This is a genomic window from Nakamurella multipartita DSM 44233 (genome assembly GCF_000024365.1).
GTDB lineage: Bacteria > Actinomycetota > Actinomycetes > Mycobacteriales > Nakamurellaceae > Nakamurella > Nakamurella multipartita.
This window is the reverse complement of record NC_013235.1, coordinates 4,996,138-5,008,228: the sequence shown is the minus strand read 5'-3', so window position 1 is coordinate 5,008,228 and position 12,091 is coordinate 4,996,138. Positions and strand designations below refer to the sequence as shown.

The following is a 12,091-nucleotide window of genomic DNA, read 5'->3' as shown; positions in this document are numbered from 1 at the left end:
TATCGATTGTTGCTGGCCGTGTGCCTGTGAAGATGTTGTCAGCACTAATTCTCGTCGACATCTGCTAGGTAAGCGGCAGCCTGAAGACGGAAGAGCTCGGCATATCGGCCGCCCCGTGCCATTAGTTCGTCGTGAGATCCGGACTCAACAATCTGCCCGGCGTGCAGCACAACGATGAGATCTGCCGTACGGACCGTCGAAAAGCGGTGGGAAACAAATATGGCGGTTCTGCCCTTCAGGACTGCCCGCAACGACGCGAAGAGGTCGTGCTCAGCACGAGCATCGAGCGATGCAGTTGGTTCGTCGAGAATGACCAGAGGTGCGTCTCGATAGTAAGCTCGGGCGATAGCGACACGCTGCCATTGTCCGCCGGAGAGGTCCCGTCCTCCACGAAACAGTCTGGAAAGAATAGTATGATATTGCTTCGGGAGGCGAGACAGGAATCCGTCGGCCCCGGCAGATCGCGCCGCCGCAACCACCCGATCATCATTGATGGGATGCGCACCATCTCCGGTAGCAATGTTCTCTCTCGCCGTAAATGCGTAACGTGCGAAGTCCTGAAAGATGACCGCCACCCGCGATCGGATAGCCTTTCTCGAGAACTCGCGAGTATCAACACCGTCCCATCGCACGGCCCCTTCCTCGCAGTCGTAGAGGCCAGCTAGGATTTTGGCCAATGTCGTCTTTCCCGAGCCATTCTCTCCGACCAAAGCCACAAGTGATCCGGACCGGATATGCATATTCACATTGCGGAGTGCGTGCTGGGTGCTTCCAGGGTATCGGAATCCGAGATTATCGACCGTGATTGTCTCGAATTCTGACGGCGGTTGTGCGCCGTCCTCATCGCGCTCTGCCTCAGCGCCGAGTCGAAGGAACAACTCGACATCATCCAAGAACAAGCCCGACTCGAAGATGGTTTGGACTCCGCCGAGCAGCGTCTGGAGTTGGCCTTGTAGCATGCGAATCGCCACGATCGCGGCGCTGGCTTGACTAACGTCGATTTGGCCATCTGCGATGAACCAGGCAACGATGATCATGGTGCAGCTCAGGAGGATCGCGCTCAGCAGATTGCCGACGAGATTGAGCCGCAGCCGATGACGAACATGCGCGTGCATGGCCGTGATGTACTCGTCGTGTCGGCGGTCCAGTCTATCAGCGAATTGTCCACCCAAGTCGAATGCGCGAATCTCCTTGGCTTCGACTCTCCCAGTCAGTAAGAAAGTGAGATAAGCGCGTTCGCGTTGGTTAGTGGTTTGGTCGACGGCGAATTTGAACTCGAGCCTGCTCTCGGCACGGTTGGTAAGGATCAGCGGCAGACCCCCAACCGCCAGTAGCGGGACGAGGATGGGATGGATCGCGAAAAGTACGGCACCGACACCGACGGTCGCGGTCAGGCCACCAAGAATGCGCAAAAGGGCCTGAGTCACCTGGAAGGGGCGCGTGGCATTGCTTTGCACCCGTTGCAAGAGGTCGTAGAAGTCGGGAGCCTCGAAATGACGTAGCGTCACAGCTGCTGCCACACCGGACACCGAGCGCCACATCAGACGCGCCACTGATTCTGCTAGCAATCGGCCTATCTGCGTTTGGACCGAGCCGATGACGGTGGTGATCGCGGTCAACACCGCAAATGCCACGAGTGGCAGAAGCAGATCCCGCATGGTTGCGCCGGAGGACAGGTCGATGACCACAGAAACCAGTCGCTCAACGACTACGACCTGGGCTGCAAGTAGCGCTGCGTTGATGACCTGTATGCAGGTAAGGACGATTGACTTGCGAGGGCCTGCCTGCCACATTAGCCGTGTCGATTTGTGGACAAGTGACCCAAGGCGGCCAGCGCTGCGACGACCAGCTTTCGCTTGCAGACGTAGTTCGATGGGGTCGAGTGGCGCTGGTTCGTCGTCGTTGCTCATCGGCGGAAGCGCGTCATTCGGAACGAGACCTTGATACTAGGCAAGCAGATGCTTCTCTCGGAGTTGCGTGACGAATGCCTGCGCGTCGGCGAGCGCCAGTTCCCGATCGATCCCGAACTCGGCCACCAAGTGGTCTGCCAGCTCGGCCAATGTTCGAGGTTCGGTCAGATACTTTGCCAGGAGGGTGCCGGTGGCATTTGTGGCCAGGTAGGCCGATCGCTTCAAGTCCAGGATGACCAATTCCCCGTCGAGGTCTTGCCAGACAATATCGTCTGGTCGAATGCGTATCGTTTCCTCGGTCATGCTCATCCGCACCCCCTTCTTCCTCGCCGCGTCGGCGACTCGCCAACTATAGCAGTTCCGCAGTCGGGTGGTGGTTCGGATCGGCTTCGCGATCAATAGACAGGGTCTGGGACGCAATAACGAGCTAGCCTCTGCGCACCTATTTGTGGGGCGGGATTCGGGAAGTGCATGAAACTAGGTCGCCATCGGCGTCCCACCAATGCTGGAGCTCCACATGACGACCGTCGCCGTTGCCCATTCCCGTTCATGCGCCATTGACACCGTCCAGCGCAATCCGCGCACCCGGACGACTTCAGCGATTGAACCGGCAACCTCAACGAGAGGCGCACCGTCAGGACTTGGCATGACGCTGATCTCCGGCCACCGCGCTGCACTGGCCCACCGCCACCGCAACGCCTTGAGCATGGATTCCTTCACTGCGAGCCGTGCTGCCAGATGCCTGGCGGGGAATGCCTTTGACGTGCAATATGTGATTTCCTCGTCGGTGAACCAGTGGCGCATGAAGCGCTGCTCGCCGCTAGCAAGCAGTCGTGCCACTCGAGAAACCTCGACGATGTCGGTCCCGATGGCGACGTTCACTGAGCGCTAGCCGCCGCGGCGCCGGCGATCGTCCTGAGAAAGGCGCTCGTAGCAAGCGCGGAGCCCGTCGAGTTCAGATGCCCTGGATCTTTCGCAGATGCCTCCTCCATTGAAAAATATTCAGCACCTGCAAAGGTGCGAACGAGACGAATCCCGTCTGAGGACGTCGACTGCATGGCTGCGATATCGAACAGCCGCCCGGTATCCGCGTACTCAGCCCGGATCTTCGCGTTGAAGGTTTCGCGGGTGACGTTGTGTTGAGGACCGTAGGGGTCGCCCAAGCCGAGGCGCTCTTTTGTCCGACCGAGGATTCCCTGTTCGGTGGTGAGCGGCACAGTGATTGCCAGGAACGTAACTGATGGAAAGTCCCGCTGAAGGGCGGCTAACGTGTTGCTGTAGGCTTCGAATACTCTCTCCGTGTCGTCTCCGCTACGGAAGTCGACATAGCACAGCTTGAGAGCAGCAACGTCGACCTGGCTCCCAATTCCCGAGCGAATAAGCCGGTCGAATTCGTTGATCTTACCGAGTGGATCACCATTCCTTCCGACCAGGACGTGCTGAATATATCCATGGGAGCTTGCAAGTTGAGCCTGGTCAGAGGCGATAATTTCTGGGGGTTGAATACCGGCCGCGGCGTAGACCGCGGGAACCGCTTCAATCATATTTCTACCGACCGACTGGTGCGCGAAGAAAATCTTCAAGCTTGCCGCCCGTTCGAGCTGGCTACCAGTTGCCGTCGGCACCTGGTACGCCTCTTGGCGTACGACCGACGACGCTGGCCGGACAAGGTATGCGCCGGCTAGGCCAATAGCGACCACCCCCGCAACAGCGGTCAGCCAAAGTTTCCTCCGTCTAGTCACGCTAGCGACCTCTCATCCCTGCGGTATTTGATGACGCGGCAGATCTGCGTCCGGTTTCGCGCGGCCCGGGTGGCCGTTCCCGAAAGGACCTCGACAGCTCTCGAAGTTCGGCTTTTATCGGTTTTCCATTTGCATTTAGTGGCAGCTCCGGCAGCGACTGCACCCACCTCGGTACCATGTGCTTGGGCAGTCGGCCTCTGAGCTCACTTAGAATTTGACCATCGGCGACTGATTCCGAGTCGCAGACGACAAAGAGTGCGATCGCCTCGCCAGCGTCCTCATCAGGCACTCCCACAGCGGCCGCGGCAAAGACACCAGCGATTTGAAGGGCGGCATCTTCGACCTCATGGCTCGATACTCGGAAGCCCCATGACTTGATGAAGTCACCAAGGCGGTCGACTATATAGATGAACCCATCCTCATCGACGGTCGCGAGGTCGCCTGTGCGCAGAACGCCGCCCCGATACTTCTCTGCGGTTGCTACCGGATCGTTCCAGTATCCTTTGGTAATGCTTGGCCCGGTCGCCACGAGTTCTCCCACCTCGCCAAATGCGACCTCGTGGTCGTCGCTGTCCAATATCTGGAGGGTGACTCCGGCAATTCCCCTCCCGATCGAGCCGCGGTGCCGTTCGATCTCCTGAGGCGGGAGATAAGAGAGTCGGGCAGTCGCTTCCGTCTGTCCATACATAACGAACGTGCGGGCATGCGGTTGCGCTCTGACGAGGTCATCAACGATATTCGGTGGTAGCTTTCCGCCGGCTTGCTGGAGGTGGCGCAGGGTAGGTAGCCGACGGTGCCGAAGGGAGCTCGCGCGCAATAGTAGTTGGTATGTCGAGGGCACTCCAGCAAATCCGGTGCACCCGTGCGTGTCAATAGCGTCGATCACCGTCTCCGGGAATGTCAGGCTATGACACAGCGCTACGCTGCCACCCACACATAGGTGGGTGTGGAGAAGCGACGCTCCGAAGCAGTAGGAGAAGGGCAACACGACCAACATGCGATCGTCCGCATCGAGTCGAAGATACTCGATGATTGATGCGGTATTCGCCTGGATGTTGGCGTGGGTGACCCGCACGGCCTTGGGCGCTGCGGTGGTCCCTGACGTGAGTTGGAATACCGCATCCGAGTCTGGTTCGACAGGAACCGGTGCCCACTCGTCGCTGTCAGAGCCGTCGTAGATACCTGGATCCTCTATGGTGGGGCTATGGTCGAGCACGGTCGCGAATCGTCGGATCTGAGGACGATCAACCAGGAAGGATTGAATATCGACCAACTCGGAGTGACGACGCATCTGGTCAGGCGTATTGGTGGTCGGCAGGGGCACGGCAACTCGGCCGGAGTACATTGTCGCGAGATAGGCCGTAACCCAGAAGAACGAGTTGCGGGCCAGGATCCCGACGCGCTCTCCGGGTCGGGTGCCGACAGCTGCAATGTCGGCGCTCAATCGCGAAACCGTCGCGCGCAACTGTCCATAAGTGAATGTCGACTCACCGTCAACTATGGCGATCGAGCTCGAATCAGCTCGCGAAAGCAGATACTCTGCGGTGTTCATCATCGACATGCGCTCCAAGATCCTCAACGGCCAACGCGCGACAATAGCGAACGCCAACGCTCGTGACCCCTCTCACAGGATACCGACTTCTTCGATCGTCGGCAATCATCGTGACGAGGGGATACTCTATAGGGGTGAAACGGACGAATGGTGAGGCGTGCGCCGCCAGGTTCTCACCGTGAGTGTCAGGTGCTTCACAAGGAGTGGTCGAGTGACTCTCCGGGAAACTAGCTTGCGGAAAGGTACGTAGATGGCATGGTCGGCGTTTGCTGAGAGCCCAGAGTTTGGTCGCGTCGGTATGGGACGGCATTCAGCGTGACCGGCATTCCGTCATCCTTGGTCACGCGGGCGCGACGCCTACTGCAGCGTGGTTCAGCTTCTGCTCTACCGGCCGCCACCCGACTGGATCAGCGCAAGGACCTCGAGCAGTTCGAGATCGGTCGCTATACTTGGGGCCACCTCACGGTATCGAACAGGACGCCGGGTGCCACCTTACAAATTGGTCAGTTCTGTTCGCTTGCTTACGGCGTACATATTTTGCTAGGCGGCGAGCACCGGACGGACTTTGTTTCAACGTATCGCTTCCCCGCGTATCCGGAGTTCCAAGACTCTTCGGGAAATCTCGCGTCGCGGACATCCGCGACGCGCGGATCGGTGACGATTGGGAACGATGTATGGGTCGGGAATGAAGCGCTTATCCTGTCAGGTGTCACAATTGGCGATGGAGCTGTGATCGGCGCCGGCAGTGTGGTGCGGCATGATATTCCACCGTATGGAATTGTGGCGGGCAACCCGAGTCGGGTGGCTGGATTCAGGTTCCCTGCTGATCAGATTGCTGCGCTCCAGCGAATTTCCTGGTGGAATTGGCCCATCGGTCGAATCTCGGCCACCCTAGACCTCATGATGTCGGATGATATCCAGCGCTTTATAGAGGCATTTGATCCTCACAATGGTTCCGCTGGCGCCGGTGAATGATCAGTCGTCGAATCGCCGGCGTCAGCTGACGTCAGCGGCCTGACCAGCCTTCTCTCCGACGTATCGGACCAGGTTGGCCACGCTGCCGAGGTTCTCCGGCACAGTCTCACTGTCGGCGACACTGAACAGATATTCTGATTCGAGAAATTCGATCAATTCGAGAATTCCCGTGGAATCGATAGTACCGGTCTCCAGAAGAGAGTCAGTATCGGCCGGCATGCGTGCTTCATCCCCAAACAGGAACGTACTGATGATGAACTGTCTGATGTCAGCAGCGACTCTTGATTCCATGGTACCTGCCTAGTGTTCTGCGGACTGTCGGCCGAGGATGCAACGGCCTACCATCCTACCTTGGCGGTTCGGCAATCTGGTCCGCCCATCGGTGGACTCACACGGAGGTCGGGCTGAGTCCACAAGTGGTGGTCTCCGACCAGGCACGACCTCAATCGCCGCCCAAGGTTGCCTCGGCCGGCGGTGTGCTGTCGCTCAAGCCCCAGCGGCCCGACGCGATGATGTCTTCTATCCGACAACGGTCTCGAAAGCCACCCCTGTTGGCTGCGGCGATTGGATTCTGTACCTCTTTGGGTCGCTCCCGCGGCCAGCAGTTGGGCGTGAACACCTGGGCGAGCCGGCTGAGCAGCTCCCCGGCTGGGGCCCGCACCCGCCCGGTCGCGAGCGGCGCGGTGGTACGTCGCCCGCGGTGTCGAGGTCGCTCGCTACGCTCTAGGCTCAAGGGTATGGGCACAAGACCCGCCTTGGAGGCGCAACAAGATGGCTGTCTCAGAAGGGCCGGATTCAACGCGGCGTCTGCCTCTTTGGTTGCAAGTCTTGATCGGCACCGTGGCCGCCCTGGCCTTGATCTTCATGTTTAGTGTGGTGTTTAACCAGGCGCCGATTGCGGACCAAACCGTAGGTGAGGCTACGTCGAGCTTGATCGTTCAGACTGCAGCTTCGGAGGCATCGGTCGTGACAAGCACTGCGACCGACGCAAGCTGGCAGGCGGTGTCAGCCACGGAGTTAGATGACGCTGCCGGGAACCATATCCGCAGTGTTCACGTGGCAGTCGGTGGTGGCTGGTCGACGATGAGTGCCCGGCAAATCACGACCGAACTCTGGGTTCGCTTTGGCAATGTTGTACGGGTCGACTTTAGCTGTGATCAAACCGGGGAGTACCTCGGGCATGCCGAACAGAAAGGTGCTGGCCAATACGGCGAGGCATTGACTCCGAACGTCCTGTGTCCCTAATCGCTGACGGCCGCGGGTTGGTCGGATGCATTTGGCCCGTTGGCAGGGGAGCGATGCCTGTGCAAGGCGATGGCCGAGCTCTATTCTGGTGCTGACCTCCCGCAACCGGCGGCGGGCAGTTGTTTGGCCGAGACCGTGGCGCTGCGGTGACGCGCTCCAACAGTCAAAAAAGGAGGCTGTAGTTAGCCTGGATCGTTCACGGATGAGTGTCTGAGCCTGCTCGACACGACCGGTTGATGGGCGAAAGTGCCTGTCTCGTAACGGATAATGGGACTTGCTGAAGGTTCCGACATCCGCACGAGAGAGGCACTTCCTGAGTGAAGACTATCGCGATGGTCCCGCGGGTCAAGGTCAGCGCGGACGGCGACGGCGTGGTCTCGCACGCCGGCGTCGGGCTGCTTCGCGAGGTGGCCGATCTGTCCGGTTTGACCGGCGGGGTCAGCGCGGTGCTCGCCGACACCTACAAGGGACCGTGGCTGCACGACCCGGGGCGGGTGTTCACGGACCTGGCGGCGGCGGTCGCCGACGGCGCGGACTGCGTCTCGGGGATCGGGGCCCTTGGCGATCAGGAAGCCCAGCACGGGCCGGTGGCCTCGGTCAGCACGGCGTGGCGGCTGATCGACGCACGGGTCGACGCGGCCCACCTGACCGCCGTGAAGGCCGCTCGGGCGGCGGCGAGGTGTACGGCGTGGGCGGCCGGCGCCGCCCCACCCGATGGTGTGGAGTTGGTGATGGACGTGGACGCCACGATCACCATCGACCACTCCGACCGGAAGGAGAACGCGGCGGCGACGTGGTCCTGTTGACCGAACTAACGCACCGGCCGGGCGTGGCGTTGCCGAGAGGGCGGTGGGCGTCGACCTATGGTCCCGGGCATGGCCGATGCCCTTGGTGGAGAACGTGATCTCGCGTCGCTGGTGGTGCCGGCAGCGGGGTCCGTCGTCGCGGTCGATGACGTGTGGGAGCCGGTCCGGCTGCTCGATGCCGGCGGTGCTGTGGTCGGGGCGGTCCGCGCATTCCTGCAGGACCTGCAGGCGTCGGGGCGGTCGGCGGCCACGCAGCGGTCGTATGAGATGGACCTGCTGCGCTGGTTTCGGTTCGGTTGGGCGATCGACGTGTCGTGGGATCAGGCCACCCGGGTGGAGGCCCGCGACTTCTGTCGCTGGCTGTCGTTGCGGGAAAAGCCCTCCCAACCGTCGAGTGCCGGTGACGGGGTGGTCCGCGGTCAGCCCAACGCGGTGACCGGGCGGGCCGGGCCGGGTGATCGGTACGCGGTGGCGACCCGGGCCCATTCGGAGACGGTGCTGCGCGGGTTCTACGAGTTCCACCGGGAGGCTGGGACCGGGCCGATCGTGAACCCGTTCCCGCTGGTGCGGGAGCGCAGCAGTGGGCGGGCGAACGCGCACCACAACCCGATGGAGCCGTTCCGAAACGAGCGGGTGGGGTTGTATCGACCGCGGGCGCCGCGGCGGGTCCCGCGGTCCATCCCGGATGAGTTGTTCAACCGGCTGTTCGCCGAGTTGGGCTCGCACCGGGACCGAGCCCTTGTTGCGCTGTGGGTGTCGACCGGGGCGCGGTCGGCGGAGCTGCTCGGCGTCCGCCGCGGGGATGTCGACCCGGGCCAGCAGTTGGTCACGGTGGTCCGCAAGGGCAGCCGCGCGGTGCAGCAGCTGCCGGCCTCGCCGGATGCGTTCGTGTGGCTGCGGCTCTACCAGGCGACGCTGGACGACACGACGCCCGCGGGTCGGGACGATCCGCTGTGGCTGACGCTGCGCCGACCTCGGCGGCCGTTGACGTATCCGGCGGCGCGGGCCATGTTCGGCCGGGCGGCCGGCGCGTTGGGCGCGAACTGGACCCTGCACGATCTGCGTCACACGGCGGCGTATCGGATGGCGCGAGACCCGTTGGTGCCGTTGACCGATGTGCAGTGGGTCCTCGGTCACGCCCATCTGTCCACCACGCAGATCTACCTCACGGCCCGGCCGGGCGACGTGATCGCCGGCATGCTGGCCCACCATCGCCGTAGCGAGCAGCAGGTTGAGCATCCTGCTCGCCCACTGCCGGGTGAGGCCGGCCTCGGCGGGTATGCCCAGGACACGCTGGACGTGCTGTTCGCCGGTCGGACCCGATGACCGCCTCGGTCACCTCCGACGACGTGACGGCGGAGCGGGGGACGTCGGGCCCGGCCGCCGCGGCGATCGGCCCGGACATGCAGCGGCTGCGGAGCTCCTATCCACCCCGGCCCGGTGTGCCGATGTGGCCGGCGACCGAGCTGTCTGCCGAGGCGGTGTCGGCGCGGCTGCTCTCGCCGCCGTTCACCGCCGACATCGCAGACAGCCGTGATGGTTTGCATCGGCGGGAACGCGGTATGCGGTGGGTGTTGGGTTGGTTGTCCGGCCATCCCGGCGACACCTGGCAGGCGCGGTGGCGCTCCAGCGGCGCCGACGCGATGGGCAACGCGGACTGGGTGCGGCCGGTGCTGGCCGCACGGCCGGGCCGAAGCGCCGACTCGGTGACGGTGTGCAGTGGCCTTCGGGTGTGCGCGCAGGTCCTGGTGGGCGCCGACGTGATCCGCCCGAGCATGGGGTGGGTGCTCACTCCGCGGGCGCCGCAGAACCTGGTGCCGTTGATGGCCCGGCTGCGTGACCCGGCCGGGTTCGCCGAGCTCACCGCGTTGTGCGACAGCTCCGGCGCCGGCCGGACTATGAGGAAGGCAGCGCTTCGCCGCGCGGCGACGATTCTGGCGGTCAAGGGTGGTGCCCTGCGTGACATCACCATCGGCGACTGCCTGGAGTTGTCGGCCGCGGTCGACGGCCGGTCGGTGCGCCGCAACGCGGCCATGGGGTTCTACTAGTTGCTGCACACGATGGGGGTGTTCGGCCCCGACGCCCCGCCGCGGATGCGCGCGTTCACCACCCAGGGCCAGCTCAGCCCGGCCCAGCTCATCGACCGGCACGGCATCGCCTGCCGGCCGGTGCGTGATCTGCTCGTCGCGTATCTGCAGGAACGGCAGCCGACGCTGGACCACAACAGCCTGACGGGTCTGGCCGCCGTGCTGGGCGGCTTGTTCTGGCGCGACCTGGAACGGCACCACCCGGGCATCGACTCGCTGCACCTGCCTGCCGACGTCGCCGCCGCGTGGAAGCAACGCGTGATGGTCAAGACCCGGCGGGTCGTCGGCCCGGACGGGCAGGTCGGCCAGGTGCGGGAGCGCCGCGCGGCCGGGCCGGACAACCTCGCCGCGGTCCGCGCCTTCTACCTGGACATCGCGCAGTGGGCGATGGAGGAACCGGGCCGTTGGGCACCATGGGCCGCGCCGTGTCCGATCCGCGCCGAGGACCTGGCCCGGCAGAAGGAGTTGCGGTCCCGCAAGTCGCGCATGGACCAGCGGACCCGGGAACGGCTGCCGGTCCTGCCTCTTCTGGCCCGGCAGGTGCACGCGACCCGCGTCGACGCCGCCATCCGGCTGCAGGCCGCCCGCGACACCGACCTCGGCGCAACTTTCACCACCGCCGGCGAGCAATTGCGCCGCACCGTGACCGGCAGCGGATCGGCACGGGTCTGGGCCGAACCCAGCACCGGTGGTAAGCGACGCGACCTGACCGGTGAGGAGGACCGCGCGTTCTGGACCTGGGCCGCGGTGGAAACGTTGCGACACACCGGCGTTCGCATCGAGGAGCTCAGCGAGCTGTCCCATCACAGTCTCATCCAGTACACCCTGCCCGACACCGGGGAACTGGTTCCGCTGCTGCAGATCGCGCCGTCCAAGAGCGACACCGAACGGCTGCTGGTGGTCAGCCCAGAACTTGCCGATATGCTGGCCGCGATCATCACACGCATCCGCCGACCCGACGGCTCGGTCGGCTGCGTCGCCTCCTACGACTCCCATGAACGGATCTGGAACCCGCCGATGCCGCTGCTGTTCCAGCGTCGGTTCAGCCTCGAGCAGCGTGCCATCCCCGGCGGCACCATCGCCGACTGGCTCACCCAGGCCCTGCACGGCACCGGCATCACCGACGCCGCCGGGCAACCGCTGCGGTTCACCCCGCACGACTTCCGCCGGCTGTTCATCACCGACGCCGTGCTGCACGGCATGCCCCCGCACATCGCCCAACTCGTCGCCGGCCATCGAGACATCAACACCACCATGGGATACAAGGCCGTCTACCCCGAGGAAGTCATCACCGGGCACCGCGCGTTCATCGCCCGCCGACGCGCCCTGCGTCCGGCCGAGGAATACCGGGTCCCGACCGAGCAGGAATGGGACGAGTTCCTCGGCCACTTCCAACACCGCAAACTCGCCCTCGGCACCTGCGGCCGCTCCTACGCCACCCCCTGCATCCACGAACACGCATGCCTGAGATGCCCGCTCATGCGACCGGACCCGGACAAACGTAACCGGCTCGTCGAGATCCGCGACAATCTCATCGCCCGCATCGCCGAGGCCCGCCAGCAGGGGTGGCTCGGTGAGGTCGAAGGACTCCAGGTCAGCCTGCACGCCGCCCGGCACAAGCTCGAGCAGGTCGATCAGATCGCCGACGACCGCCGCAGCGTCCCGCTCGGCCTGCCGTCCTTCGGCGATTCCGCCGGGCGAGCCGTGAACGGAAGGACCACGCCGAACTGACCGCCCCATACCAGCTGATATGTCCGGTTTGGTTGGTGCAGAG

At 63.5% G+C, this 12,091-nt stretch carries 11 protein-coding genes and 1 pseudogene; 6 read left to right on the top strand and 6 right to left on the bottom strand.

The features are described from left to right. Positions 1–44 precede the first annotated feature (44 nt). From NAMU_RS22275 to NAMU_RS28625, 5 genes are all read right to left on the bottom strand, one after another. On the bottom strand, positions 45–1,910 hold the full coding sequence (locus NAMU_RS22275) for an ABC transporter ATP-binding protein (protein WP_015749601.1): 1,866 nt from the start codon (positions 1,908–1,910) through the stop codon (positions 45–47). Between the two features lie 36 nt (positions 1,911–1,946). Continuing rightward, a complete protein-coding gene (locus NAMU_RS22270) occupies positions 1,947–2,219 on the bottom strand; it encodes a PqqD family protein (RefSeq protein ID WP_015749600.1) in 273 nt (90 codons plus the stop codon). Between the two features lie 168 nt (positions 2,220–2,387). Further along, positions 2,388–2,792, bottom strand: a complete 405-nt coding sequence (acpS, locus tag NAMU_RS28630; protein WP_083785934.1) for a holo-ACP synthase — start codon at positions 2,790–2,792, stop codon at positions 2,388–2,390. Continuing rightward, positions 2,789–3,535: a hypothetical protein gene (locus NAMU_RS29570; protein ID WP_138180418.1), complete on the bottom strand. Its 747-nt coding sequence runs from the start codon at positions 3,533–3,535 to the stop codon at positions 2,789–2,791. Before NAMU_RS29570 ends, acpS begins: the two co-directional genes overlap by 4 nt. Before the next feature lie 118 nt (positions 3,536–3,653). Beyond that, complete coding sequence (locus NAMU_RS28625; RefSeq protein WP_217180575.1) at positions 3,654–5,213, bottom strand: class I adenylate-forming enzyme family protein; 1,560 nt, start codon at positions 5,211–5,213, stop codon at positions 3,654–3,656. Positions 5,214–5,519: 306 nt separating this feature from the next. Here NAMU_RS28625 and NAMU_RS31530 point away from each other — a divergent pair, with 306 nt between their 5' ends. Beyond that, positions 5,520–6,179, top strand: coding sequence for a CatB-related O-acetyltransferase (locus NAMU_RS31530; RefSeq protein ID WP_148234215.1), 660 nt, complete (start codon positions 5,520–5,522; stop codon positions 6,177–6,179). 21 nt (positions 6,180–6,200) lie between these two features. On the opposite strand, the gene NAMU_RS22265 is transcribed toward NAMU_RS31530, so the two are convergent. Continuing rightward, positions 6,201–6,470 (bottom strand): acyl carrier protein, encoded by a 270-nt coding sequence (locus NAMU_RS22265; protein ID WP_015749595.1) that lies wholly within the window; start codon positions 6,468–6,470, stop codon positions 6,201–6,203. A gap of 537 nt (positions 6,471–7,007) precedes the next feature. On the opposite strand from NAMU_RS22265, the gene NAMU_RS29565 reads away from it, so the two are divergent. The 5 genes and pseudogenes from NAMU_RS29565 to NAMU_RS22250 all read left to right on the top strand — a co-directional run bounded on the left by NAMU_RS29565 (position 7,008) and on the right by NAMU_RS22250 (position 12,048). Further along, on the top strand, positions 7,008–7,424 hold the full coding sequence (locus NAMU_RS29565) for a hypothetical protein (RefSeq protein ID WP_138180416.1): 417 nt from the start codon (positions 7,008–7,010) through the stop codon (positions 7,422–7,424). A 317-nt stretch (positions 7,425–7,741) separates the two neighbouring features. Beyond that, positions 7,742–8,221 (top strand): annotated as a pseudogene (locus NAMU_RS22260) (IS1380 family transposase); the annotation flags it as partial. Between the two features lie 78 nt (positions 8,222–8,299). Then, positions 8,300–9,556, top strand: coding sequence for a tyrosine-type recombinase/integrase (locus NAMU_RS22255; protein WP_041371323.1), 1,257 nt, complete (start codon positions 8,300–8,302; stop codon positions 9,554–9,556). Next, the gene (locus NAMU_RS30680) at positions 9,553–10,278 is read left to right on the top strand and encodes a hypothetical protein (RefSeq protein WP_217180573.1); all 726 of its coding nucleotides are present in this window, start codon (positions 9,553–9,555) and stop codon (positions 10,276–10,278) included. The genes NAMU_RS22255 and NAMU_RS30680 overlap by 4 nt, the downstream gene beginning before the upstream one ends. After that, entirely contained in the window at positions 10,279–12,048 is a 1,770-nt protein-coding gene (locus NAMU_RS22250) for a site-specific integrase (protein ID WP_217180571.1), read from the top strand. The last annotated feature ends 43 nt before the right edge of the window (positions 12,049–12,091 follow it).

Bases quoted from the DNA above. Each gene is read 5' to 3' on its own strand.
- NAMU_RS28625 (WP_217180575.1), bottom strand. From the start codon at position 5,213: ATGTCGATGATGAACACCGCAGAGTATCTGCTTTCGCGAGCTGATTCG.
- NAMU_RS22255 (WP_041371323.1), top strand. From the start codon at position 8,300: ATGGCCGATGCCCTTGGTGGAGAACGTGATCTCGCGTCGCTGGTGGTG.
- NAMU_RS22270 (WP_015749600.1), bottom strand. From the start codon at position 2,219: ATGAGCATGACCGAGGAAACGATACGCATTCGACCAGACGATATTGTC.
- NAMU_RS22275 (WP_015749601.1), bottom strand. From the start codon at position 1,910: ATGAGCAACGACGACGAACCAGCGCCACTCGACCCCATCGAACTACGT.
- NAMU_RS22265 (WP_015749595.1), bottom strand. From the start codon at position 6,470: ATGGAATCAAGAGTCGCTGCTGACATCAGACAGTTCATCATCAGTACG.
- NAMU_RS30680 (WP_217180573.1), top strand. From the start codon at position 9,553: ATGACCGCCTCGGTCACCTCCGACGACGTGACGGCGGAGCGGGGGACG.